Source organism: Methanolobus sp. (genome assembly GCF_016278365.1).
Taxonomy (GTDB): Archaea; Halobacteriota; Methanosarcinia; order Methanosarcinales; family Methanosarcinaceae; genus Methanolobus.
Map to the genome: position 1 here is coordinate 121,746 of NZ_JADQBZ010000006.1, position 24,480 is coordinate 146,225.

Consider the following 24,480-nt stretch of genomic DNA (forward strand, 5'->3'; position numbering starts at 1 on the left):
TTTATAGTATCCGATACGGCGCTATTGCCTTTCCAGAGCATACTTCATTACACTACCTTATAATATACTTACTTTTGGATGCGCTTTATATAAGTCTACTATGAATTTCCTTATCCAAAGCTTAACTCAGCGTAATTGCAAGGTCGTTCCTGCTCACATGAAGGTAAGTGATACTTCCCGGCATCCCGTCATATAGCAGTGTCAGCGTTGACTCCGAATAGTCCACAGGATCCGAATTTCCAGGTGATTGGATATTGAACATGACTGACCCATCTTCTGTTATAAGCTTCATGTAGTGCTGTGTCAGATTGTATAGAGATGTTGTGTCTCCAGTAGTGATATTAGTATCCTTCCATGTGAAATCTGGTTTGCTTGAAGTGTATTTCAAATTAAAAGTAGTATCCAATAAATCTATGTCTGCGTACTCGCCCTCCTTATTTGATCCGCTTACAGAAAACACATCATCGCTACCTACACCTTCCCACTCCTCGATTCCTCCACCCAGTGCAGTATCAATGTACTCAATTACCAGTGATATCTCGCTCTTCCGCTGCAAAGAATATTTTAGGGACTTTGTGCCTGATGAAGCGATTATTTCGTAATTTAATGAATGCAGCCCATTAGACTTCTCAGGAGATTTCAGGTTCAGCGTAAAATCATACATAGGTGCAGTATTCGTCTGGTTAAGTGAACCAATCTTGAACGCCTGTTTAAGTTGATCCTTTCCCATTTCCGGGAGCACTTCCAGTTCTACAATAGCTGTCTGGTTTGCGTCATCGGTCGTTGCACTGGCATAGGTGAGGGAATTAGCATAATCGGCCCAGGCTGTGTAGAATTCGCTCTTTATGTAGATGAGCACTTTATCTGAATTAAGAGGATTCACTCTGCTTACATTGTCAGGATACAGCACCACAGGCATATTATCGGAGCTCACAGTCACTGCAACATCCGTCCTTCCACTGAAAACCTCGTTTCCTTCTATCTTCATTATAGGTAGTGTGAGCGTTTCTCCATTATAATGGAATTCCGGCGGGGATATCATAACGGCCTTGCCGGTGGGGTATTTTGACCAGACACCGCCCCCTTCATAGCCGATGATGCGGTCTCCTTGGGTATAGGTAATGCTTCCCATGGAAGAATTGAACACAGTCATGTTTGGCTGGGCTACATGAGGCTCCCAGCTGTTCCATTTGAACCTGTTGTTGTTAAAAGTAGTATACCATGTTTCCTCACTGAGCTGGGTACATACCACAATCATCTGGCTGTTCTGATAGGCACTAGTATCCCCATTGACATTGACACTGCCATCCATTATGGAGAAAGAAGTGGTCTGGCTGGGTGATTCTCCCAGTGCCACCTTGCTTACCCTGGAGTCAAACACCGTAAACGCCTGTTCAGCTCTCTGGGCGTTGGCCATATCCTCCATATTTCTCATGGTGGGGGTTGAGTACAGAAGGATGACGCTCGTAGACGTAATAGTGAGCGCAAGGATTATCATAACTCCTACAACAGCGGACACAGCTTTTTCAGAAATAATAAATTTTTTGACCATAATCGCACCTACTACTCGATAGTTACACTCATTGGAGATACTGTCACAAGCACATCTATGCCGGGATTATAATCCCGGCTTGCAGATATAGTACTGTTTGCAGGATCTCTGTGTTTGATATCCATTCCCAGCGTTTCATTCAGGTATCTTTCCCAGCCTTCGTAATAATCGCTTTTAATGGTCATGTCAACCCTGGATACATTTTCGTATACTGAAACCGATATTTGCCCTCCCTGGGAAACAACACGGGTCAGCCCTGAACCGGAAATGCTTTTTGTGCCTGAAATGGTTATCATGGGAATAAGTAATACGTTGTCATGATACGCGAAATCCGGTTTTGAAATCGCTATGGAACTTCCTTGCGGGTACCTGACCCAGGTGCCTGTGTTCTCATAGGCTACGGTATTTTCACCATATTGATTCTCTATCGTCCTCATCTGTCTTTCAAGGGAAGGGGTATTATAACTCGAATTGGTGCTATTCCATACCTGCATGCTCAAATTCATGTAACTGGTTCCTGTAACTGAGATGCTGCTCCCGTACATTTTAAGCTCTACGGACTGAGAGGGTGCTTTTCCGAATGCCACTTTGTTAAGGTTGGGTTGCAGCACAGAGAAACTCTGCTCTATGTTCAGAAGATGTCCTCTCTCCTGCATGTTTTCAAGCATGGGATATCCTGCGACGCCTATTACTGCAAGCGACAGAACCATCACTCCAAGGGTGATACTGAAACCAAGTACTTCTGAAACAGCATCATCGGATGCAACAATGTTTTTTCGTGCCTTTTTCCTGCTGTCCATGCGCACTCACTCTCAGGATATATCAATTGTATCGGTGATCGGGTTGTAAACCATCAGGTATTCGCCTTTTGAGCTGTAAAGAATGGTTGGAGTAACATTGGTATCTTCGGTGGAATAGGGTACTTTAACTGTTGTCTCATCTCTCTCCTCAGACATGATTATTATTTCATTTGTACTGCTTGAGAACTCGATGGAATATTCCTTACCTGCTATCTTGTCTGGCAGAAATAGCCTGTAACTGATCCTTTCAACACCGGAACCTGCATCTTTTGCCATACCAACCATCGTATCCATAGATGTTATACGGACCGCAATATCGCTTCCATGTATTTCGAACTCGTCGCGCATCACGGTCTGCTCGGCCTGTCCCATCAGTGAATAAAATGATGTCAGAGCAATTACCATCACAAGAACTGTTATGGAGAAAGTAAGTATGAACCCAATTGAGATAGATACTGCATTCTCATCGCCTGCCAGATCTCTCATGACATCCCTCCCGGAAGGGGAATCGGCACTGTCCTATTGATGCTCATCTGGCTGGAAGCCATCCTCAGGGTTGGGTTCGCAACTTTGTATCTTGCAATCATGAAGGGCTGACCGGATGAAGTATTGCCGGATATTGTGTAAATTCCAATAGTAGTGCTTCCATTGTAGATATTTATTGAATAATCCTGGCCCGTTGTAGAGGCAGGAAAATTGAATGGAGTTATAACATTAACCCCGTTGATCTGGTTACCTGTTATGTTGACTTCTAGAGTTGTCCAAGTACCGTTATTGTATCTGGGTACTAGCGAACTGTCAATAACAGTTATAGTTATATTCCCGCTTGAATTGTACATTCCGATTGACCATAGGCTACTTCCGCTATTATTGACGGCTTCGATTACAAGCGGATTGGATTCATTTCCCATGGTGGATGTGTTTAGCGTAATAAAGAACGATTCAGTCATGTTTACGTTGCTCACAAGGGTCCAGTTGTCTTTCCCCCCGGCAAGCCCGTTGTGGGTGAAATAAGGTTCTGAGAAACCATGGTCCTGTAGGTGGAAAGTAAAACCTGCTGTTGCATAGTTCTGTGAGGCTTTCCTGGAGTAGGAGTCAATATATTCTTCATAACGGGTGATGTTATCCCCACTCAGTATGGAGTACCTGTAAGCGTCCTGGTATGCTTCAGTGGTTGTCTGGATCGCGTTGGCAATATCGTAGCGGGAAGTATCAATGCTTGATTCCGATGCCATGTTGCTGGCATATATAACATTGCTTAGCATGACTGTAATCACAACTATGCCTACTCCTATGGCAAAACCTGCTATCAATAACAACTGAGCGGAATCGTCTAATTTTCTCATGCGATCACTACATTCTCCAGAGCGTCATCTTTACATTCACGATATTGTAGAAATCTGTCGGATCCGCGTCCGGGATTCCGCTGCGTGTCGCAAATTCAGTTGTGTTACCGACGTCGAAATTTGATAAATGCACTCTCTTTGATATCACTACAGCGTTATTCGAAGGATCCCCGTTATAGATGTATCTTCGGGATATTGTGACGCCTTCTTCATCCACCCAGCTGAAATGCACATTATGAGCGATACCTCTTTTGACCGCAACGAATTCCAGTGTCTCTGCAAGTGAACTGGACCGAAGCTCATGAGTTGGTGTCCTGACTGTCTTGTAGACGGTGCCGTTCCAGACGTACTGCTCGCCGTTCCACTTCAGGATGTCCTTCTTCAGGGCCGAATCCTGCCCGTAGGGAGAATATGAAAGTGCATTGAGCATGTCCTGTCCCATTGCCTGGAGTTGGGCTTCTATGTGGGCATTAGCTGTGGAGGATGTGAGAGGGGTAAGGGAAGTTGCCTGTACAGTGAATATGATAATACCGACCATGATGAGCGATGCAATGATCGCTTCAAGGGTGTGCATCTGAGCATTTTCGCCTCTTTCAAGTTTATGCGGCACATTTCTTCTCATGTTACCACACCCTGAATGACAGGATAATTATCTCAGTGCTCTCTGAATTTTCATCTTTGCACAGAACTATTCTCCGAGTCTGTCCTACATTCACCTGAGGTGGGATTGGTTTCCCTTCAGCATAAAAAAGACCACTGCTGTTCTCTGCAGTGACGTTCAGGTCATATCGCAGGTAGCTGCCGTTCATGCCAAGTGAATCAATAGTAGATTGATAATTTGTATCAAGTCCTGTGAAGAAATACTTCATCTTTGTTTCGTTGACCAGATTAGGAACAGCCTCATCCCCGGCGCTCATTCTCTTTTCGACGATGGCTATGGATACTCTGTCCGCTATCAATGTGACTTCGTCTGAGTTGGATTGGAACGGTGTGAATATCCCGGATGTATAACTGAACACAAAGACCATTGCAAGCAAAAATATTATGATGCTTATCAGATAGTCGATAGTCATCTGTCCCTTACTGTCCATAAATGCCTCTAATATTATAATTATTAATATTATACTATAAGTCTTATTTGTATATTCTCCTTGAGCGACTGTATCTCATTTTGATGACAGCAATAATGCCTTTAATAGGCAATCTTAAAAACGGGTAATGCGTATCATATCTCAAGATGGATGGAACAAAGATAATCCACACAGGGGATACACACTTAGGTTACCGGCAGTATCACAGCGAAGTACGCAGACAGGATTTTCTCGATGCTTTTGCAAAGGTGATCGATGATGCCATTTCAATGAAGGCTGATGCTGTTGTACATGCAGGTGATCTTTTCGATTCAAGGAATCCGACTCTTGATGATATTCTGGAGACAATGAAACTTTTCTCAAGGCTCAGGGATGCTCAGGTTCCATTGCTTGCGGTTGTGGGTAACCATGAGAGCAAGCAAAGCACACAGTGGCTTGACCTTTATGAGAATATGGGGCTTGTCATACGTCTTGGGGCCACACCTTACAGGCTGGGCAGCGTAGCGGTATATGGGATTGACCATGTACCCAAATCCCGGATTCCTCTGTTCGATTATTCAGTTTTCAATAATGAGGATGATGCAGAATATAATCTGCTTGTAATGCATCAAATGATGAAGCCTTTTGCTTTTGGTGACTGGGATGTGCAGGAAGTCCTGCATTCCATTCCTTTTGATGTGCATGCAGTACTTCTCGGCGATAATCATAAACATGAGATAATCAGGGTAGGGGAAACCTGGGTTACCTACTGTGGCAGCACCGAACGCAACGGCGCATCCGAACTTGAACCCCGCTCCTATAATATCGTCACTGCAGGCGATGATGGGGTCGAGATTAGTAAGAGGGTAATACCTACAAGGGATTTTGTATTTATACCTGTCAAGCTCAGCAAAGGCTCACAGGCTTACGAGGAAATATTCTCTGCTATCAAAGAGCGTGATGTTGAGGATAAGGTAGTATTTGTGAATATCTCGGGAGATCCTGAGATAAAGATCAAGTTCAGTGAAATAGAGGAATTCCTGTTTTCCCGCAAGGCCCTTGTTCCTGCTATAAGGGACCTGAGGACCGGCTGTGTTTCGCCGGATGTCTTTATGTCGTTCTCTTTTACAGATCCTGATGAGGCGGTTAAAGAGGAACTGGGGAAGATGAATCTTACACAGGGTGGCATCATGATAGACGAGATAATCAGGGACCCAGTGCTCGTAAAGAGCAGGGTTGACACTGAGGTCGAAGACAAGCTTGGTGAATTGCTCGACAGGATGGACTTCACGAACAAGATAGAGATTCCCGTAGTTGCAGCATTGCCTGAGGGCGAGTCTGTCGAACTATCTCAGGAAGTAATCTCCCATGAAGTTACTAAAGAATTTTCATTAGTCACAGAATATGGTAAGGTTGAGGCTATTGCAGCAGATAACTTTGATCAGAGCTTTGACCAGAGTGTTACGGCAAAAGAAAATGTTTTCGCTGTAGATGAAGTAACTGAATTAACCGAAGTGTCCGAATCAATTGAATCAACAGAAGCATTCGAGTCAACTGAAATAACTCAAGTGCCCGAAGTATCTAAAGGTCAGGCTGAACAGAAACACGATACAGGTATCCGGCAGTATATATTCTCTGACGATGATGCCTTTTCTGCAGAGAAGGCTCACGAGGCTGCTGATCATGAAAAGGAACCGGAAGCATCTTCGGATAGGGACCATAAAACTGCCTCCAAACCACGGCAGTACAACCTTGGTGACTACTTATGAGGATAAAAAGACTGCAGATAGAGAACATAAGAAGTTATAAGCAGCTGGACATCTCTTTCCAGGATGGAGTGACCGTGGTCTCCGGAGTCAACGGGAGCGGAAAATCCAGCTTGCTTGAGGCGTGCTTTACATGCCTTTTCGGAAGCAAAACCCTTGATAAGGATTTTGTCATTTCGGACATCATCCGAAAAGGTGCTACAAAAGCTTCCATAATGCTGGATTTCGAACAGAATGGACATGATTACTCTGTGGAGCAGTTCTTTCGGAACGATCCTGAAAAGGGGCGTGCTTCCAATACGGGTGCTATTCTCAAAAGAGACTCTGAGATCCTTTTCGATCAGCCTACGCGTACATATGATGCTATCCGTTCATTGCTTAACATGGATGAAGAAGCCTACAGGAACTGCGTCTACATAAGGCAGGGTGAGATCGATATACTGATAAACTCCAAGCCAAAGGACAGGCAGAAGATGATAGACGATCTCCTGCAGCTTGGGAAACTGGAAGAATATCGGGAGAGGGCGTCAAATGCACGCATAGGCGTTGGTCGCCACCAGAAGGATACGGAACGCCGTATCAAAGAAACGGATTCAGCCGCCAGGGATATAGAAGACTCAAAGCCTGTTGAAAAACTTGCAGAATTGCGCACACGCTCAGGGAATCTTGAAAGGGAGATTTCTTCTCTCAATGATAAGAAGGACCGTGCGCTGTCATTGAAAGACGAGACCTCAAAAAAGATTGCCGAATTCAGGGAGTTAGCAGACAAAAAGGTTTCTGTCCAGTCCCAGGTAAAAGAGCTCGATGAAAAGAAGAACCGGGCGTATATCCAGATAGGGTCCATGGAGAAGAGTATCGCTTCCTCAAGAGTCGGGCAGGATGAGCTACGAAAGAAGATTAGAGATGTTTGTTCCGAATTCAACTTTGATGATTCGGATATAGAACGGGTGATATCGGGAATAGATGCGAATGAGCGCTCATTGAGGGACAGGATAAGCAATATAAGCAAAAACAAGGCGGTACTTGAAAAAGAGCAAACGACCTTTGCTGACTCGCTGGCAGAAAACCAAAAACAGGTCCATGAGCTGGAAAAGTCTGTTTCCCAGAGCAAGGGAAAGCTTACAGGTATACAGTCTGATATTGAGGCATCACGCACCAAAATAGCACAGCTTGAGGAAAAGAGGGTTTCTGTTATCTCAAACCTTGAGCCGCTTGGACTGACGCTGGAAAAGCTGGAGAATATCGAGGAGATCTTCGATCTTGTGACCGACCAGCAAAAAAGCATGCATGGCAAGGAAAAAGAGCTTTTTGCAAAGTTTACGGAAATACAGGAACGAATAAAAAAATCTGCTCAGCTCCTCAGCGAAGGGAAGTGCCCGACGTGCATGCAGGACCTTAAGGGTTCATGCATTGAAGAGGCGACAGTTTCGGACTCCCAGAAAGCGAAGGAGCTCCAGACAGAACTAGCTGCATTGAAGAAAAAACAGGAGATTCTGGATTCCAAGCTGGGACGCGTCAGGGAAGCCAGGGTTCACAGAAATGAAATTGAGTCCACAGGCAGGGAAATAAAGTCCTCTGAAGAGAACATACGTAGTCTTGAAAAGCTGGCCCTGGAATACCAATCCCTGCTTCTTGATCATGATAAGAGGAAAGAGGAGCTTTCTTCCCGACGGTCCCTTATAGAGGAGTCTGTAAAGGGATTACAGGACAAAGTCCGGCTATTGAAGCAGGAACTGGAAGTAGCTGAGAAAGGACATTCTCAGTGTCTGAAACTCCTTGAAGCAGCTCGAAAGGCCCGTACTGATCTCCTTGAGGCAGACAGGATGAAAACCGATATTTCGCAGATGGAGGACAAGATCACAAATTTCAGAGAGATGATCGTTATCTTTGATGGTCAGGTCGCTGAAAAGAACGAGTCCCTTCGTGAGATAAGCAGCAAGGTTGGAGGCTTTGATATAACTAAGCTGGAATCTCTGTTCAAGGATTATGAAGAAGCCTTCGGTGTCATAAGATCGGAGATCGTCAGGCTGCAATCGGAGCGGGAGGAAATCACAAAACAGGCGGGAATGATTGAAAGTGAGCTTAAGCGCTTAGGAAGTCTGAGAATTGTTCTTGACCAGCTGAATAACAAAGTGGATTATCTCAATGCTATCTATGCAGATGCGCAAGAGCTCGAAGCGATGTATATGCGCATTCGGTCACAGTTGCGCTCCAACAATATCGGGGCCCTGGACACCTTCATTAATGAGATATTCACTTTTATGTATACTAATAACGCTTACTCCCATGTAAGGCTTGATGCGGACTACAACCTTACTGTGTTCGAGAAGGACGGAACTTCCCTTGAACCCCGGCTGCTGAGCGGGGGGGAAAGGGCTTTGTTCAATCTGGTGCTGAGATGCGCCATATATCGCCTGCTCTCTCTTGGTATAGCTGGCAAGAAAGCCGAGCTACCTCCTCTTATTATGGACGAACCTACAGTTTTCCTTGATAAGGGGCATGTCAATCAGTTAATCAAGCTGATAGACATGATGCGCGACATCGGTGTTGGTCAGATCCTTGTAGTATCGCATGATGAATCGCTGATAGATTCTGCGGACCATGTGTTTGCTGTGGAGAAAGACTCTGTGACTAATAGTTCGGCGATCATTGCAAAATGATCCTTGCTGGAAGAAAAGGCTTATTTAGTGGTTATATGAAAAAAGCAACCATAAGTTATATTATACAATTGTCCATATAATATATCAGGATTTTTGAAACACATGAGGGACCGAATGTTTTTGCGAGGCTTTGCATGAATGAGAACAGAGACTTTATCGTTGAGAGACTTGAACGCCAGTTGAAGGAAAAAGAAGCGGAGCTCGAGGATATTAAAAATACACTGCGCGACTCGATCCTCCGGGAAATACGCAGTGACCTGAAAAGTGATTTTGATATTAACAATCGAATTGTCAGCCTTGAACACAAGGTCCAGTCGCTTGCCAGCAATCTCAATGGCGTAATGGATGAACTGCTCGACCAGAAATCCATGATCCGGTCCCTGAGCGAGATATCTGTTCCCCGGCAGAAGAAAGAGGAAATAAAGCCACCTGCGCCTCTTGATAAAGTGGTTGAGAAACCTGTCGAGAAAGCAGAACCCAGGTTATACAGGCCTGAGCCGGAAAATGAACCTGAACTTCCACGAGCCACTCCCCCGACTACTCCTATCATAACTGCCCCGGTCAGGCAGTTTGTCCCTCCACAGCCATCGATATCTGCAAACAGAGCCAATGTTTCTGTCAGGTCCACAGAACAGTCCCGTAATGATTCTTTCAGTACTGTAGGCAGGCCTGCCAATGTACGCCTTAATATAAGGGAAGCAGCTCCGCAGATTGAAGCAAAGCCTCCTCAGAGACCGCCGTCCCGTTCAGAGTATATTGTCGCAGAAACCGATGATGAGAGGAAAATGCGTAAAACTCTCCCGGAGCCGCATAATTCCTGTGATTATATTGTCGCAGAAGACGAGAACAAGGCCAAGCGTAAGCAGACTGAGACAGAGTACGAAACGGTCGAATCCCGCGATAATGAAGATGCAGTGATAACTGTTACCCGCAGGAAATAATCCTTTGTAATGAAAGGGGAATCACGTGCATATTAAGGAAATTGAGTTTATAAACTTCAAGTCTTTCGGTAAAAAGGTCAAAATCCCTTTCTACGAAGGTTTTACCACCATATCCGGACCCAATGGTAGTGGTAAGTCTAACATAATAGATGGTATCCTTTTTGTGCTGGGCCTCTCAAGCTCAAGGACAATGAGGGCTGAGAAGCTCACAGACCTTATCTATAATGGTGAGAGCTCAAAGAGGCCGGACTTTGCCCAGGTTACTATCAAGTTCGATAACTCGGACCACAAGATGCCGGTTGCAAGCGATGAAGTATCTATCACACGGAAAATACGTGAAACTGATAGTGGTTACTACAGCTATTTCTATTTTAACGGCAAAGCCGTAAGTCTCACTGATGTGCACACACATCTGGCAAAAGCGGGAGTCACCCCTGAAGGCTATAATGTCGTGATGCAGGGTGACGTTACCCGTATTATCAACATGACCCCTGTTGAAAGGCGCAAGATCATCGATGAGATCGCAGGAGTTGCAGAATTCGACAGTAAGAAAGATAGGGCACTGAATGAACTTGAGATAGTGCGCGAAAGGGTCGAGCGTGTTGACATCATCATAGGAGAAGTTGGCCAGCAGCTTGAGAAACTCAAAGAGGAACGTGATCAGGCTCTTAAGTACCAGTCTCTTAAGGCTGAGAAGATGAAGTTCGAGGGTTTTGTGTTACTTGCCAAGCTTAAGGATGCAAAGACGGAACTTGGTTCAGTGGCTGATGATATTGGAGCGAAGAAAGATGTGCTTGAAAAGATGGCAACTTCGCTTGCAGAAAGGCAAAGCAGGGTGGAAAAACTTGAAAGGGCTTTAGAGGAGTTGACATCCTCCATACAGAAGACCGGAGAGGATGAGCAGATCCAGATAAAGAAGGACATTGAAGGAATAAGGGGTGAAATGTCCCGCTGCAGGGACAGCATCGAGCTTGCGGATAATGAGGTCGAGGATATCGAGGCCCGGCGAAGGAAAACCTTTGTCGAGATCGATGAGATTAAAGGCAAGCTTGAGGTGCTTGATTCCAGGGTATCCGAAGAATCCGAGCGTAAGGAGAGTATCCTGGCAGAGATGTCGGATCGCAGGACACAGCGGATGATACTGCAGAGCAAGATTGCTGATGTGGATGCCAAGTTCGCGCAGACCAGGGATGAGATATCCGGGCTCAGGTCTCAGCTGGAAATAGCAAAGAATGAGAAGAACGAGTTGATGCGCAATGAGGATCGCCTCCTTGATTCTCTCCGAAGGAAATCCGCTGAAGTGCGAGACATCGAAAGCGAGATAGCAGATGCTAAGTCCAAGTCCCAGTCCTCTGAGAGTGACACCCTTTCAGTAAAATATGATATTGAGAAACTGAATGAGAAAATAGACTCTCTCACTAAGGATATTGATGACCTGGAACGTAACCGCTCCCAGATCCAGAGCGTCATAAAGGATCTTGAGACTGAATTGCGCAATTATGAGAAGGATTATGCCCGAATTGAAGTGCGTGTAAGGGGTGCCGAGGACCACAGCAATTATTCCCGGGCTGTCGAGATGGTGATGAATGAGAAGAAGCACCATGGACTTCCTGGGATATATGGTACGATTGCAGAACTTGGGAGTGTGGACCATAAATATTCCACTGCTCTTGAGATAGCGGCAGGCGGGAAGATGCAGTCCGTAGTTGTAGAGAATGACGAGGATGCGGCGAGAGCCATTGATTATCTCAAGCAGCGACAGGGCGGCAGGGCAACATTCTTGCCATTGAACAAAATGGAGCCGCGCAGACCTTATAAGGACCTCTCTGACAGGCAGGGAGTTGTCGGGTATGCTATAGATCTCATTGATTTTGATTCGAGGTTCGAATCAGCTTTCTGGTATGTTTTCAGGGACACTCTTATAGTTGACACTATGACCAACGCTCGCCGCCTTATGGGTGGCCTGAGGATGGTGACCCTTGAAGGTGATGTAGTTGAGAAGAGCGGTGCGATGGTGGGAGGCTCAAAGCAGCAGCGTTCGGGTCTCTCCTTTGCGGCTTCGGAAAAGGATAAACTGGTCAAGCTTGCTGAGAAGATTACAGAGTTTGATTCAAGACGCAGTACTTCTATCAAGAAGCTCGACCAGATAGAAGGTCATATAGCCCAGGTAAACCGCGAGATCCATGAGTATGACAAGGAAATATCAAAGAAGGAGATGCACCTTGAGGAGATTGCCGGAAGGGGGGAACGTCTTATCCAGCTTATCGAGTCAAAGAATGCCGAACTTGCAGAGATTGAAGAATCCCGAGGGCAGCTCAGGGATGAGATGGAAAGCGTTGTTTCCCGCAAGGAAGAAAGAAGCTTGTTTGTTGAATCCCTTGAAAAGGATATTTCCGTGCTTGATGAAAAACTTGCAGGCTCCCAGATCCCTGAACTCAACCGGCAGGCTGAGCAGCTGGATGAGGAGATCAGGCACCTTGACAACAGGGTTCGTGACATTGAGTCAGATATAAATGCCCTGAAGCTTGACAGGGACTACTCCAGCTCAAAGATGGAGGAGAACAGAGAGCTCATCAGGACCATGGAGGAGAAGAAATCCTCTCACAAGCAGCGTGTAAAAGAGCTTAAAGAGCAGATCGAAGAGCTTGAAGAATCTCTCAGGGAGAAAAAACTCCGTGAAGAAGAACTTGCCGGGCAGTTGAAAGAAATGCAGCAACAGCGTGCTGCTCTTCACGAAGAGCATGTCGCTGCCAGGAAACAGTTCGATGCAATGCGGTCAAAGCATGAAGAAGCCCAGCGGCACAAGATGGCACTTGATGCCACCAAAGTGGCTCTGGAAGAGCAGGTAGACGAGCTGACAGAGGAACTCCAGAGACGTGGCATCGATGATAGTGCCGAAGTTCCCAATTATGAGACCGTGCGTACAAGGATCGCCTCAATCGAAAAAGCTATGGAGAGGCTTGAGCCTGTCAACATGCGGGCTATTGACGAGTACGATGAAGTAGAACTGAGGATCAATGAACTTATCACAAGGCGGGACACTCTTTCACGAGAAAGGGAGCAGATACTTGAAAGGATCCAGCAGTACGAGGAGTTTAAAAAAGAGACATTCATGGCAACTTTCCATGGAATAAACGGGGCCTTCCGGGAAATATTCAATGAACTTTCCGATGGAACTGGCGAATTGCTCCTTGATAATTTCGAAGATCCATTCTCAGGCGGGCTCACTCTAAGGGCACAGCCAAGGGAGAAAACCCTGCAGCGCCTGGAAGCGATGTCCGGAGGGGAAAAAAGTCTTACAGCCCTGGCATTTATATTTGCTATCCAGCAGTACCGTCCTGCTCCTTTCTATGCATTTGACGAGATTGATATGTTCCTTGACGGTTCCAATGCAGGAAGGGTTGCCCAGCGTGTGAAAACAGCTGTAAGGGACGCTCAGTTCATCGTAGTCTCCCTGAGAAAACCCATGATAGAGGCTGCTGAAAGAACTATAGGGGTAGCCATGCAGGAAAACAATATTACAAGCATTACAGGTGTGAAGTTGCGATGAACGAGCTCATCGAGGATATGGATATCGGATTGGCGGTGGAGGCCATCCCTTCGATAGAGTCTCCGTTGCATGGATTCATAGACCCACAATTCATGGAAACACTCAGGGCACTGGGTGTTGATATTTCCCGGATAGAGTTTTCAGAGGATGTACTCAGTGAGCCGGTTGAGATACTGCTCAATCTTGCAAAGGACGGGGACATCAATCCCTGGGATATTGATATCGTAAGTGTTACTGATATCTTCCTTGATCGTATAGAGCACATGCAAATGATGGACCTGCGCATATCAGGCAGGACCCTGCTGTATGCTTCCATCCTCCTGAGAATGAAATCCACAGGCATCGTCCAGGAAGAAGAGGAAGATGCTGACTTTGATGCTTTTGAAGATGACCTGGACTTCTATGATGTAGAGGAGTATCCAATGCCAAAGCTCCCCATCCGCCGCCAGGCCACGCGTCCTGTCACCCTGCATGAACTTATACTTGAGCTGCAGAAAGCAGAGAAAGTAGAAACACGCAGGAAGGATCGCAATGTCCGTCGCAGGCTGGAGGAAAGGTCTGCTGTCACTACTGATGAAGTGCTGGGCATTGCCCATGAAGAAGATATTCTGGGGCGTGTCAAAAGCCTTGGAGAGAAGCTCAGACACGATCTCCAGCAGCAGGAATTCATAAAGTTCTCAGATCTTCTGGGCGAGGACAGGTCCGAGAATATAATGACATATGTATCCCTGCTTTTCCTGGCAACTGAAAAGAAGATATGGCTGGCCCAGAAAGAGCTTTTTGGCGAGCTTTATGTGTATCCGTTTGATGGTGCCTTTAAGGCGGTCTGAAGAGGTGCACGACAAAACATGAATGACAGGGAAGCAATTGAAGCGGCTTTTTTTGCCGCGGGTTCAGCAATCGATGCACTGACACTGGCAAGGCTGCTCAACAAGCCAAAAAAACAGGTTATCACTGTTGTCAGGGGCCTTATTGCTGATTACGCGGGACGTGAGAGCGGCATTGAGATACTTGATCTGGGAGAACGGTATGTGATGCAGGTCAAGCCAGCTTATGCAGATATCGTACGTCCGTTCGCTCCCAAAGAACTGAGCGCTCCTATGTTGCGAACCCTTTCGATGATCGCATATCATCAACCGCTGGTACAATCGGACCTGATCGACCAGCGGGGTAACTCTGCTTATGATCATATCCGTGAGCTTAAGGAAAGGGGGCTTGTTGAGGCCGTCCCTCATGGCAGGACCAAGCTTCTCCGTACCACTCCTCTTTTTGCTGATTATTTTGGGCTGGAGTCCAATGACCCTGAGGTTATCAAACAGAAGATAGTCGAACTTTCCAGGCAGCAGAGCGGGCAGAGTGGCCTTAATAAATGGCTTGGACGCAGATTTGTGGGAGTGACACCGATGTATGAATCCCTTATGGGAATGTGCGGCATCCGGGACTACAGGGTCATCAACGCATATGATCCGACGGAGGAAGAACTGGAAGATCTTGCTGATATCTATAAGCTTGTAATCTCCAGAGGATACAGGGAGCGCGTCAGCAAGTACTATGACGGTGAGATTATCGAAGTCGGATCTACAACATTTGGCGACCTTATCGAAGCTATGAAGGCACTGGAGAACATTTCCGACCCCGAGAAGGTGAAAGAGAGCACCGAGCTTATTGAGGATCTGGAAGAAAGATATGTTTCAAAGGCTCTTGTTTTCAGTAAAAAGGTCAAACCGGCAACCGAGATGGTAGCCCGTATCGTTAAGGACCTTCGGCTTGGAGTATCTGCAGAAGGCGTGGTTATAGCCCCTGACTATGGTCTTTCGGCCGGGGGCGTGAATGTGAGTGAAGGGGCCGACATACTTGTTCCCACCCACAGAAGCCTTGATGGCACTCTTACAGAAAGGGTATGCAGCAAGTATGATGCAATCCTTACAGGGCTTAAAAATATTCAAGGGTGAATACTTTATATAGGATATTGCCTTGTTGTATCATGGTGGGCCTGGACAAATTCAAAATGCATTTCTTTAAAAAGATATATAAGCAAGAGGGTATAAGTTTATATATCCAATCGCTGAATATAACTTCGCTTTAAATACGAGGATATACCATGTCAGATTATAATATCAAGATTGAGAATGTAGTAGCGTCTACAAAGCTTGCAGAAGAATTCGATCTCACTAAAATAGAGGCCGAGTTCGAGGGTGCAGAGTATAACAAACAAAAGTTTCCCGGTCTCGTTTACAGGGTTACTGATCCAAAGGCTGCATTCTTGGTGTTCACATCTGGGAAAGTGGTATGCACCGGCGCAAAGAATGTAGCTGATGTCCACACGGTCATAGGCAACATGGCCAAGAAGCTCAACGGAATAGGTATCAAGACAATCGAGAAACCCGAGATCACCGTGCAGAATATAGTTGCTTCCGCAGATCTGCAGGCCGTCCTGAACCTGAATGCGATTGCAATAGGACTTGGTCTTGAGAACATCGAATATGAGCCAGAGCAGTTCCCGGGGCTTGTCTACCGCATTGAAGACCCTAAGGTAGTAGTGCTCATCTTCAGTTCGGGCAAACTGGTTGTCACCGGTGGCAAATCCCCTGAGAACTGTGAACAGGGTGTTGAAGTTGTAAGGCAGCAGCTGGACAGCATGGGTCTCCTGTAATCGGATAAGTGTGAGTTAATTGTCTAATGAAGAAGTGTGTGTTCTGATACCCACACTGAACGAAGAAGCTACTATCGGACAGCTGATAAGAGATTTCAGGTCCGAGGGTTTCGACAATATCCTTGTAATTGATGGCAACAGCACTGATGCTACACGAAGCATAGCGGAGGCTGAGGGTGCCCGTGTAATCATCCAGAGTGGTAAAGGTAAGGGCCAGGCCATCCAGGAAGCGTTTATTCTTATCGATAGCAAATATGTTGTAATGATAGACGGCGACGGCACATATCTTGCAAGCGACGTTCATGCAATCATAAAACCCCTTCTGGAAGGCACTGCTGATCACGTAATGGGCAACCGGTTTGCAGATTATGAAGCAGGAGCTTTTACAAAGCTGAATCACTTTGGCAACCGGATGCTTAACAAGCTATTCGGTTTTGCATACGGGGAATGGCTTGATGATATTCTGACCGGTTACCGGGGTTACACTCATAGAGCTGTAAAGTCTTTTGAACTTAGGGAGGTGGGCTTTGAAATAGAGTCCGAGATGACCATTGACAGTATCAAGAAAGATCACAGGATAAAGGTCGTCCCGATATCCTACCTTAAAAGGCATTATAAAGCTGATACTAAGCTCCATCCTGTGAAAGATGGTGCACGAATAGCCAAGACCATCTACAAGATGGCCAGATTGCATAATCCTATGTTCTACTTCGGTATCATAGGAGTTGCATTTATGCTGGCTGGTTTTATTACGGGTCTGTTCGTGGTCTTTCAATGGGTGCAGGGTATCACCCGCATACCTCTTACAATTCTTACCGCCATTCTTCTTCTTGCAGGTTTCCAGATGTTCTTTTTCGGAATGCTTAGTGATCTTACGGTTTCCCTTCACAGGGAGAACCTGCGTATGATCCGCAGATTGTCAGAGGATCTCAGGTATCCGGAAGATAAGAAATAATATCAGGCTGAACCTGCATTTTCCCTTTATCTTTTTTTCTTTTCATGTGCATCTTATTTTCTTTGCTGTTCCATACAGGTTTTGATCAGAGGCTCGTATAAAGGTTTTTTTACCCTCAAGTCAAGACAATTTAACTTAAGATAAGTGCAACCTCAGTTTAGTAAAAGTACCTGCCACTGTGTGGGTAGCTTGCCAGATTGCCTTTTCTGTACAATATGGAGTCCCATCTGGTACGCTTTTCTACCAGGGTGCGCTAAATAAAGTTAAGTTGATTTCCATTAAAGTAAATTTTTTAAAAAGTATTATATAAGATATGATTCTTGTAGGGTACATCAAATACCGAGGAACAGATCATGACAATAGTAACAGATGCAAAGAATGGTAAAATTACAGAAGAGATGAAGATCGTAGCCAAGGATGAAGGCAAGGACCCTGAGTTCATAAGGCGCGGTATCGCTTCAGGCAGGATCGTCATCCCAATGACTCCCTACAGGGACATCAAGCTCTGTGGTATCGGTGAAGGACTCAGGACCAAGGTCAATGCATCCATAGGTGCATCATCAGACATCGTTGATGAAGAAATGGAAATCGCAAAGGCAAAGGCCGCAGAAGAAGCAGGCGCAGACACACTTATGGAACTCGGTACCGGCGGGGACTTCCTTGGTATCAGGAAGAAAGTATGTGACGCAATTTCCCTTTCTGTAGGTTCAGTACCACTTTACCAGGCATTCATTACCGCAGCAAAGAGGGACGGTTCCATTATCCACATGACAGAGGACGATCTCTGGTATGCTACCGAGGAACAGGCAAAACTCGGTACTAACTTCATGGCAATCCACACCGGTATCAACAACATTGTCCTTGACAGGTTGAAGGCACATGGCAGATTCGGTGGTCTCTGTTCCCGTGGAGGTGCATTCATGAGCACCTGGATGCTCCACAACGAGAAGGAAAACCCACTTTTCGAACATTTTGACTATCTCTGTGAGATCCTTAAAGAGCACGAAGTCACCCTTTCAACAGGTAACGGAATGCGTGCAGGTGCAGTTGCCGATGCAACCGACAGAGCACAGGTGCAGGAGCTCATCATCAACTCCGAATGCGCACAGAAAGCACACGACAAATACGACCTTCAGGTAATCGTAGAAGGACCGGGTCACGTACCACTTGACCAGGTAGAGATGAACGTCAAACTCATGAAAGCAATGAGTGATGGAAAACCATTCTACATGCTCGGTCCACTCGTATCAGACATCGGTGCAGGCCGCGACCACATCGTAACAGCAATCGGTGCGTCAGCTTCCGCAGCAGCAGGCTGTGACTTCCTCTGTTACGTAACACCAGCAGAACACCTTGCACTTCCAAACCTTCAGGATGTAGTTGAGGGTGTCAGGACATCAAAGATCGCTGCTCACGTTGGTGACATGGTCAAGTATCCGGAAACAGCCCGCAATGTTGACCTCGCAATGGGCAGAGCACGCGCAAATCTTGACTGGGAAGCACAGTACAAACTCGCACTCGACCCTGTACTCGCAAGAAGCATCAGAGACAGCAGAGCACCTGGTGACGAAGACGCATGCACAATGTGCGGTGACTTCTGCGCACTCAAGATAGTCAACAAGAGCTACAACCTCTTAAAGTAATGCCCAGAGGGCATTACTTTGTTTTCTCACTCTTTTTCTTTTTTATTGATCTCTCTTTCCGGAGTATTTCTTTGTGTATCATGCAACTTTTATAGTGCTGCGTAAATCCATCTATTATGGCAATCGTGACCCTTACAACTGATTTCGGTACCCTCTATCCTGCTTCTCTCAAAGCTGTGATACTTGGTATCTGTCCCGGTATGGATATTGTGGATATCACACACTCAGTCCCGCATGCTGATATACGCGCAGGCGCCTTTGCCATCTACAGTGTGGCAGAATATTTTCCGGAAGGGACAGTCCATATAGCTGTTGTTGACCCTGGGGTCGGCACTTCCAGAAAAGCGATAATAATAGTCTCGGGAGGACAGTACTTCGTAGGTCCGGACAATGGACTCATGATGCCTGCAGCAGGGAAGCTGGGTGATCCTGAGGTCTACGAAGTTACCAATAAGGATCTTCTAAGCACTGTCTCATCAACTTTTCATGGCAGGGATATCTTCGCACGCGTAGGGGCTTTTATAGCACAGGGTCTGGATGTCAGGGAAATCGGCAGAAGAATCGATGATTATATCGGTCTTGATATTTCGGACGCTTTAATACAGGATAGTCGTATAATGGCTGAAGTTAATTATATTGACGACTTTGGGAATGTGATAACTAATATCCCTCATAATCTCGTTAACCGGAAAATCATGTCCGGTACAGTCCTGAAGATAAATGGTCATAACATCCCGTTCCTGGACATATATGCTCATGTTGATGCCGGTTGTATGATCTGTCTTATAGGTAGTCATGGATTTTTTGAGATAGCAGTGAATCAGGGCAGCGCTGCAAAATCACTTGGCCTGAAAAACGGAGTTTCTCTCAATATTGAATTAATCGGGGAATGTGGTCGATAAACACTCCTTTTCTCCATCCGGTACTTACCTTTTCCTGCTTGATACCAGAAGCATCCCTGCCAGCGCAAAGATTCCGAATGCCAGCTGGCTATGACCTGCCTGCTGGGTTGCTTCAGGATCCTTTACATTGCCAACAAGTACCCTTGAGTTATTAATTACTATAGGCAGTTTCTCCCCGCTGGAATTGGTGACTGTCACATTCCTGAGCTCTATACGGGTTATTCCTGACTTTCCCACAGCGCTGAATTCTATGCTTGCGAAGGTGCCTGCATCAAGGAGTGTCTCCTCTGCCAGGATAAATCCGTATATCCCGCTTACGGTACCATTGACATTATCAGTACTGCCGGAAGAGAATATGGACTGCTCATTTTCCTGCTTTAGGAAGGTGCCTTCAGAAACACGAATTATTTTAACCAGTGAAGGGTCATAGGCCAGCAAAAACTCAGCACCTGAAACAGCAACGTCAGGTTCGATGACTACTGCCAAAGAAAAGTTTCCATTCTCACTGATGCGCGATACCTCTGGGGAGATACGCACAACAGTTTCTGCGCTTGCATTTGCTACCACTGCCGGCAATGCCAGCAGAAAGGATACTATAATTAGAAAAAGGACTCTGCGGGTGTCTGGAGATATCATGGAAATCAACCTGTCTTTGATATCTCATATATTATACTATGAATTATATAAACTAGTCTTAGATATATGGACTTTTGCTCACATCCAGTCATAGTGTCTCATGACCTCAAGATTCAAATCATAGAGCATGCTGTTTTCCACATATCCAAAGAACAGGCATTTTTCACACTTTACTGCGGTGTCCTTTCTTTCTTTCCGTGTTCTCTCCCATACATTTGCAATGCCATCTCTGATATTGCCTATCGGTTCCCTGTGTACCCTGCAGTTCTCAATGCTCCCGTCTGATGCAACACATAGTATCAGATCATTGGCATGACATGTATAGTCAGTTCTCAAATCTCTTATCATTCCGAGGTATGTCAGAGAATTGATAACAGGATAACCCTCCTTTTTCATTTCGATGATCCTGTTCACAGTATTGCGATATTTTTCCATATTCCTTATGCCAAGTTCCCTCCATGTATCTGAGGCAATGCTACCAAACTCGTACATGGGTTCAAAGGATATCTTCAGGTCGAGGTTCTTTGCAAGGAGAATGAGATCCTCGATATCATCAAGATTCTTTCCGCTGATAACGCAGTTCAACAGCAAGGGTTTGCCCATTACTTCACGGGCCCTGATGATGCCGGGCATTATCCTCTCAAAGTCAACCCCTCTTATTTCCCTATAGCTGGATGTGCCATCGACTGAAACTGAGAGATAGTCAAGGTGAACAAGTTCCTCTGCTCTCTTTTCCAGCAAAAGGCCGTTGGTTATCATGGATGTCGTCATTCCGAGATTCTTGGCGTGTTCGAATATCTGCGGAAGGTCACTTCTCAGCAGCGGCTCAACGGTCCATGCGTTGTACACCTGTATACCAAAAACCCTTGCCTCATCCAGTAGCCTGAATATCTCCTGCAGTTCCATCTGGGAGCCGTTCTCTTTCCAGTACTCACAGAATTTGCATCTCATGTTGCATGAAGAATTAACTGCATGGGAGAGTACAAAAGGTCTTTTTTTGATTCGCATCTGCCAGAGGGCTTTTGCGGCAGTTATTGGTGAAAAGTTTGCCATTGTGGATCTCTTTGTTTGGCCGGAATTATAACTTCCTACATGATAAATGTAATAGTTCGCCGGTGGGTTTCGCTATCTTAAGCGAGATTCAGAACTTTTTTTAGTATTACGAATTTATAAAATTGTATCCCAAAAGAAATATATACCATTGTACCCGTATGCACGAGTGTTACGATATTGTACAAACTTCATATTCTTGCATATCAGCCATTTCAGTTAAATTTCGGAGGAACCAGAATGCATATACCGGATTCATTTATGCCTTTAACTCAGGCACTTGTTTATTGGGTCATTGCCCTTCCTTTCATATTTCTGTCCGTCAGATGGGCACGTAAAGAACTTGATGATACCAAAGTACCGATCCTGGCAGCACTTGCCGCCGGCATCTTTGCAATACAGGCACTTAATATCCCGATAGGTATGGGTACCAGCGGCCACATGGTCGGAGCGGCCCTTGTAGCCATTATCTTCGGAAGCCCTATGGCGGGTGTATTGGTATTGACCCTTGTCCTGCTTGTCCAGGGATTTGTGTTTGCAGACGGTGGCATCACTGTGATGGGTGCAAACATACTTAACATGGGTGTCATCTCCGGTTTTGTAGGTTACTATGCATTTGTCGCTCTCCGAAAGAACAAGCTCAGTATAAGCGTTTCCTCTTTTATCGGCGCATGGCTTGGTCTCTTTGTATCTGCTCTTGCAACTGCTGTTGAAATGTACATTGCAGGGACTTTCCCTCTTGTCGCCGGCCTGACGATGATGGGGTTGTATCATCTCATCATAGGGTTTGTGGGTGAAGGGCTTATCACTGCCATAGTGATAACAGCTATAGGCAAATCAAGGCCGGACCTTCTAGAGAACTCCTTTCTGAATCCTGATCAAATGGGGGTAATAGCATGAGTGCGACCATGTCTGGAAAGCAGAATATGAAGTTCCTTTATGCAGGCATAGCTATTGCATTGATGATATCTGTACTTGCACCTTTTCTTGCATCTTCCGACCCGGATGGTCTTGAAAGTGCAGCATTCGGTGTGATCGATGAAGCAAAGATGGCTGCCATGGAAGAGCTTGCCCCTGTATTCGAGTCTCCTATGCCTGACTATGCCATTGAAGGCATGGGCAAGACCGGGGAAGTCATGGCTATAGTCATCGGTACGTTAATAGTGCTGGCCATTGGTTTTGGCCTTGGCAAAGTAATGAAGAAATAATCTTAAACTTTTCTAAACTGGAGGAGGATGGCATATCCTCAAATCTTTTTTTTTCTTTTACATAACAGCAAGCAATACCAGGATCATAGCTGTGCTTAAGAAAAAAACGGCATCTGTCAATCTCAATTTACTTCTGCGCATGTAGATATTGTTGGTATCGTTGCCGTAACCTCTGCATAGCATGCTGATATAGGTTCTTTCTCCCTGTTCATAAGAGCGGATGAACAGTGAACTTATGGTATATCCTACCTGTTCGAGCACCCAACGACGCGGTGCATTTTTATTCCATATATCAAAAAGGCGGGTCTGCTGGGCTGTCCTGATTCGCTTGAGCATTATCCAGAATACAAAGAGATACCTTACCATCATTGTAAGCAAAAGCGTGAATTCACGGGGTATTCCCAGGCGCCTTGCAGACACAACCATGTCATTCATTTTCATCGTGGAGGAGAGAAGTACTATTGAAGTCACACAGACTATGTACTTTGCAAGCAGGGTCAGACCAAAGTATGTGCCTTCGTAGGTCATCGTGATCCCAAGGGGCAGTTCAGCGTAAACTCTGAACGTATCAATAAAAGGCTGCCTTACGAAGGGTTGTATCAGGACCATGGAAAGACCAAAAGGCAGTACTGCAATGAACCTTACAAGCACATATAAGATGTTGAGCCTTGCCAGCAGCACCAGAAGCAAAAGATACGCTTCAATTATTGCAAGGCGGATGAAATTACCTTCGTCTATACGCGGGAGGCTTACAGCAAAAACAATGATGGCTATGGTGGCAAGTATCTTGACACGCCCGTCCAGCCTGTGGATCGGGCTGTTCTTGTAGGATTCCCTCTCGATGTCAGTAAGCGTTATCTGCATTATTTTGCCCCTGCAGGTCAATTATCATTCCAAGCAGACGCAGTATCTCATCTCTTGCATCTGCGGGTGTTATCTTGATATCGACCTCCAATCCGCTTTCCTGCAGGAGTTCAAATAATTCTGCTATTCTGGGCATCCTCAGATGCGCGTGTTCCAGGAGCTCGTGCTGTCTGAATATCTCCCTGGCGGTGCCTTGGGCTTCGACTTTCCCATGGTGGATGACATACACCCTGTCAGCAAAGAGGGGAACTATGTCAACATCGTGTGTGGAAAGTATTACCGTAATACCAAGTTCCAGATTCATTTCCTCAATTACTCGCATGATCTGGCTGGCGGTGAAGGGGTCCAGTCCGGCGGTGGGTTCATCGAGTACGACAACCTCGGGTCTCATGGCAAGTATCCCTGCAATTGCAACCAGTTTCTTCTGGCCTCCGCTCAGGTGATGGGGAGAACGGCCCTCAAAGCCTGACATGTGCACAAGTCTGAGAGCCTCTGCAACACGCTTCTCGACCTCCATTTCGGACAGGCCCATGTTTATCGGACCGAATGCCACATCCTGCTCTACTGTAGGAGCAAGGATCTGGTCGTCAGGGTTCTGGAAGACTATGCCTACAGTTTGCCTTACCTTTCTTATGTTTTTTCTGGATACTTCCTCGCCTTTTACAAACACCTTCCCTGAGTTTGGCCTGAGTATACCGTTGATATGCCTGAACAGAGTTGATTTCCCGGCCCCGTTGGCACCGAGGATGGCTATCTTCTCCCCGGGATATATGCTGAGACTAACGTTGTCGAGAGCCTTTGTTTTGCTGCTTGCATAGAAGTACACGATATCTTTCAGTTCGATAATAGGTGCATCTGTCATGATGATCGATTGCCTGGATTGT

Annotated in this window: 22 protein-coding genes; 12 read left to right on the top strand and 10 right to left on the bottom strand. The window is 45.9% G+C overall.

The genetic code is table 11. The annotated features are described in order from the left end of the window. Window positions 1-121: 121 nt before the first annotated feature. The 6 genes from QZZ22_RS07225 to QZZ22_RS07250 are packed head-to-tail and all read right to left on the bottom strand — an operon-like array spanning window position 122 to window position 4,789. The gene (locus tag QZZ22_RS07225) at window positions 122-1,552 is read right to left on the bottom strand and encodes a hypothetical protein (protein WP_292463741.1); all 1,431 of its coding nucleotides are present in this window, start codon (window positions 1,550-1,552) and stop codon (window positions 122-124) included. 11 nt (window positions 1,553-1,563) lie between these two features. Continuing rightward, window positions 1,564-2,352 carry a hypothetical protein gene (locus tag QZZ22_RS07230; protein WP_292463742.1) on the bottom strand — a complete coding sequence of 263 codons (789 nt, stop codon included), beginning with the start codon at window positions 2,350-2,352 and terminating at the stop codon, window positions 1,564-1,566. Between the two features lie 12 nt (window positions 2,353-2,364). Further along, window positions 2,365-2,838, bottom strand: a complete 474-nt coding sequence (locus QZZ22_RS07235; RefSeq protein WP_292463743.1) for a hypothetical protein — start codon at window positions 2,836-2,838, stop codon at window positions 2,365-2,367. After that, complete coding sequence (locus QZZ22_RS07240; RefSeq protein WP_292463744.1) at window positions 2,835-3,698, bottom strand: hypothetical protein; 864 nt, start codon at window positions 3,696-3,698, stop codon at window positions 2,835-2,837. Before QZZ22_RS07240 ends, QZZ22_RS07235 begins: the two co-directional genes overlap by 4 nt. A 7-nt stretch (window positions 3,699-3,705) precedes the next feature. Continuing rightward, window positions 3,706-4,320 carry a hypothetical protein gene (locus QZZ22_RS07245; RefSeq protein WP_292463745.1) on the bottom strand — a complete coding sequence of 205 codons (615 nt, stop codon included), beginning with the start codon at window positions 4,318-4,320 and terminating at the stop codon, window positions 3,706-3,708. Between the two features lies 1 nt (window position 4,321). After that, entirely contained in the window at window positions 4,322-4,789 is a 468-nt protein-coding gene (locus tag QZZ22_RS07250) for a hypothetical protein (RefSeq protein WP_292463746.1), read from the bottom strand. A gap of 146 nt (window positions 4,790-4,935) precedes the next feature. On the opposite strand from QZZ22_RS07250, the gene QZZ22_RS07255 reads away from it, so the two are divergent. The 10 genes from QZZ22_RS07255 to QZZ22_RS07300 all read left to right on the top strand — a co-directional run bounded on the left by QZZ22_RS07255 (window position 4,936) and on the right by QZZ22_RS07300 (window position 19,838). Then, entirely contained in the window at window positions 4,936-6,537 is a 1,602-nt protein-coding gene (locus QZZ22_RS07255) for an exonuclease SbcCD subunit D (RefSeq protein WP_292463748.1), read from the top strand. Next, window positions 6,534-9,194, top strand: a complete 2,661-nt coding sequence (locus QZZ22_RS07260) for an AAA family ATPase (protein ID WP_292463749.1) — start codon at window positions 6,534-6,536, stop codon at window positions 9,192-9,194. The genes QZZ22_RS07255 and QZZ22_RS07260 overlap by 4 nt, the downstream gene beginning before the upstream one ends. A 134-nt stretch (window positions 9,195-9,328) precedes the next feature. Beyond that, window positions 9,329-10,135 carry a hypothetical protein gene (locus QZZ22_RS07265; protein WP_292463750.1) on the top strand — a complete coding sequence of 269 codons (807 nt, stop codon included), beginning with the start codon at window positions 9,329-9,331 and terminating at the stop codon, window positions 10,133-10,135. Window positions 10,136-10,160: 25 nt separating this feature from the next. Further along, complete coding sequence (gene smc / locus QZZ22_RS07270) at window positions 10,161-13,685, top strand: chromosome segregation protein SMC (RefSeq protein ID WP_292463751.1); 3,525 nt, start codon at window positions 10,161-10,163, stop codon at window positions 13,683-13,685. Beyond that, window positions 13,682-14,515, top strand: coding sequence for a ScpA family protein (locus QZZ22_RS07275; protein WP_292463752.1), 834 nt, complete (start codon window positions 13,682-13,684; stop codon window positions 14,513-14,515). Before smc ends, QZZ22_RS07275 begins: the two co-directional genes overlap by 4 nt. A gap of 18 nt (window positions 14,516-14,533) precedes the next feature. After that, window positions 14,534-15,637: an SMC-Scp complex subunit ScpB gene (scpB, locus tag QZZ22_RS07280; protein ID WP_292463753.1), complete on the top strand. Its 1,104-nt coding sequence runs from the start codon at window positions 14,534-14,536 to the stop codon at window positions 15,635-15,637. A gap of 149 nt (window positions 15,638-15,786) precedes the next feature. After that, a complete protein-coding gene (locus QZZ22_RS07285) occupies window positions 15,787-16,338 on the top strand; it encodes a TATA-box-binding protein (RefSeq protein ID WP_292463754.1) in 552 nt (183 codons plus the stop codon). A 19-nt stretch (window positions 16,339-16,357) separates the two neighbouring features. Next, window positions 16,358-17,293: an S-layer glycoprotein N-glycosyltransferase AglJ gene (aglJ, locus tag QZZ22_RS07290; RefSeq protein ID WP_292463755.1), complete on the top strand. Its 936-nt coding sequence runs from the start codon at window positions 16,358-16,360 to the stop codon at window positions 17,291-17,293. Window positions 17,294-17,646: 353 nt separating this feature from the next. Then, window positions 17,647-18,936: a phosphomethylpyrimidine synthase ThiC gene (thiC, locus tag QZZ22_RS07295; protein ID WP_292463756.1), complete on the top strand. Its 1,290-nt coding sequence runs from the start codon at window positions 17,647-17,649 to the stop codon at window positions 18,934-18,936. Between the two features lie 116 nt (window positions 18,937-19,052). Continuing rightward, on the top strand, window positions 19,053-19,838 hold the full coding sequence (locus tag QZZ22_RS07300) for an S-adenosyl-l-methionine hydroxide adenosyltransferase family protein (RefSeq protein ID WP_292463757.1): 786 nt from the start codon (window positions 19,053-19,055) through the stop codon (window positions 19,836-19,838). 24 nt (window positions 19,839-19,862) lie between these two features. On the opposite strand, the gene QZZ22_RS07305 is transcribed toward QZZ22_RS07300, so the two are convergent. Continuing rightward, window positions 19,863-20,474 carry a cohesin domain-containing protein gene (locus QZZ22_RS07305; RefSeq protein WP_292463758.1) on the bottom strand — a complete coding sequence of 204 codons (612 nt, stop codon included), beginning with the start codon at window positions 20,472-20,474 and terminating at the stop codon, window positions 19,863-19,865. Between the two features lie 78 nt (window positions 20,475-20,552). Continuing rightward, a complete protein-coding gene (locus tag QZZ22_RS07310) occupies window positions 20,553-21,527 on the bottom strand; it encodes a radical SAM protein (protein WP_292463759.1) in 975 nt (324 codons plus the stop codon). A 237-nt stretch (window positions 21,528-21,764) separates the two neighbouring features. On the opposite strand from QZZ22_RS07310, the gene cbiM reads away from it, so the two are divergent. Further along, window positions 21,765-22,424, top strand: coding sequence for a cobalt transporter CbiM (cbiM, locus tag QZZ22_RS07315; RefSeq protein WP_292463760.1), 660 nt, complete (start codon window positions 21,765-21,767; stop codon window positions 22,422-22,424). After that, complete coding sequence (locus QZZ22_RS07320) at window positions 22,421-22,732, top strand: PDGLE domain-containing protein (protein WP_292463761.1); 312 nt, start codon at window positions 22,421-22,423, stop codon at window positions 22,730-22,732. Before cbiM ends, QZZ22_RS07320 begins: the two co-directional genes overlap by 4 nt. A 57-nt stretch (window positions 22,733-22,789) precedes the next feature. Here QZZ22_RS07320 and cbiQ read toward each other — a convergent pair whose 3' ends face one another. Both cbiQ and QZZ22_RS07330 read right to left on the bottom strand, forming a co-directional pair. Further along, window positions 22,790-23,596, bottom strand: a complete 807-nt coding sequence (cbiQ, locus tag QZZ22_RS07325) for a cobalt ECF transporter T component CbiQ (protein WP_292463762.1) — start codon at window positions 23,594-23,596, stop codon at window positions 22,790-22,792. Beyond that, a complete protein-coding gene (locus QZZ22_RS07330) occupies window positions 23,577-24,458 on the bottom strand; it encodes an ATP-binding cassette domain-containing protein (protein WP_292463763.1) in 882 nt (293 codons plus the stop codon). The genes cbiQ and QZZ22_RS07330 overlap by 20 nt, the downstream gene beginning before the upstream one ends. Between the last annotated feature and the right edge of the window lie 22 nt (window positions 24,459-24,480).

Bases quoted from the DNA above. Each gene is read 5' to 3' on its own strand.
- QZZ22_RS07225 (WP_292463741.1), bottom strand. From the start codon at position 1,552: ATGGTCAAAAAATTTATTATTTCTGAAAAAGCTGTGTCCGCTGTTGTA.
- QZZ22_RS07230 (WP_292463742.1), bottom strand. From the start codon at position 2,352: ATGGACAGCAGGAAAAAGGCACGAAAAAACATTGTTGCATCCGATGAT.
- QZZ22_RS07235 (WP_292463743.1), bottom strand. From the start codon at position 2,838: ATGAGAGATCTGGCAGGCGATGAGAATGCAGTATCTATCTCAATTGGG.
- QZZ22_RS07240 (WP_292463744.1), bottom strand. From the start codon at position 3,698: ATGAGAAAATTAGACGATTCCGCTCAGTTGTTATTGATAGCAGGTTTT.
- QZZ22_RS07245 (WP_292463745.1), bottom strand. From the start codon at position 4,320: ATGAGAAGAAATGTGCCGCATAAACTTGAAAGAGGCGAAAATGCTCAG.
- QZZ22_RS07250 (WP_292463746.1), bottom strand. From the start codon at position 4,789: ATGGACAGTAAGGGACAGATGACTATCGACTATCTGATAAGCATCATA.
- QZZ22_RS07255 (WP_292463748.1), top strand. From the start codon at position 4,936: ATGGATGGAACAAAGATAATCCACACAGGGGATACACACTTAGGTTAC.
- QZZ22_RS07260 (WP_292463749.1), top strand. From the start codon at position 6,534: ATGAGGATAAAAAGACTGCAGATAGAGAACATAAGAAGTTATAAGCAG.
- QZZ22_RS07265 (WP_292463750.1), top strand. From the start codon at position 9,329: ATGAATGAGAACAGAGACTTTATCGTTGAGAGACTTGAACGCCAGTTG.
- QZZ22_RS07275 (WP_292463752.1), top strand. From the start codon at position 13,682: ATGAACGAGCTCATCGAGGATATGGATATCGGATTGGCGGTGGAGGCC.
- scpB (WP_292463753.1), top strand. From the start codon at position 14,534: ATGAATGACAGGGAAGCAATTGAAGCGGCTTTTTTTGCCGCGGGTTCA.
- QZZ22_RS07285 (WP_292463754.1), top strand. From the start codon at position 15,787: ATGTCAGATTATAATATCAAGATTGAGAATGTAGTAGCGTCTACAAAG.
- thiC (WP_292463756.1), top strand. From the start codon at position 17,647: ATGACAATAGTAACAGATGCAAAGAATGGTAAAATTACAGAAGAGATG.
- QZZ22_RS07300 (WP_292463757.1), top strand. From the start codon at position 19,053: ATGGCAATCGTGACCCTTACAACTGATTTCGGTACCCTCTATCCTGCT.
- QZZ22_RS07305 (WP_292463758.1), bottom strand. From the start codon at position 20,474: ATGATATCTCCAGACACCCGCAGAGTCCTTTTTCTAATTATAGTATCC.
- QZZ22_RS07310 (WP_292463759.1), bottom strand. From the start codon at position 21,527: ATGGCAAACTTTTCACCAATAACTGCCGCAAAAGCCCTCTGGCAGATG.
- cbiM (WP_292463760.1), top strand. From the start codon at position 21,765: ATGCATATACCGGATTCATTTATGCCTTTAACTCAGGCACTTGTTTAT.
- QZZ22_RS07320 (WP_292463761.1), top strand. From the start codon at position 22,421: ATGAGTGCGACCATGTCTGGAAAGCAGAATATGAAGTTCCTTTATGCA.
- cbiQ (WP_292463762.1), bottom strand. From the start codon at position 23,596: ATGCAGATAACGCTTACTGACATCGAGAGGGAATCCTACAAGAACAGC.
- QZZ22_RS07330 (WP_292463763.1), bottom strand. From the start codon at position 24,458: ATGACAGATGCACCTATTATCGAACTGAAAGATATCGTGTACTTCTAT.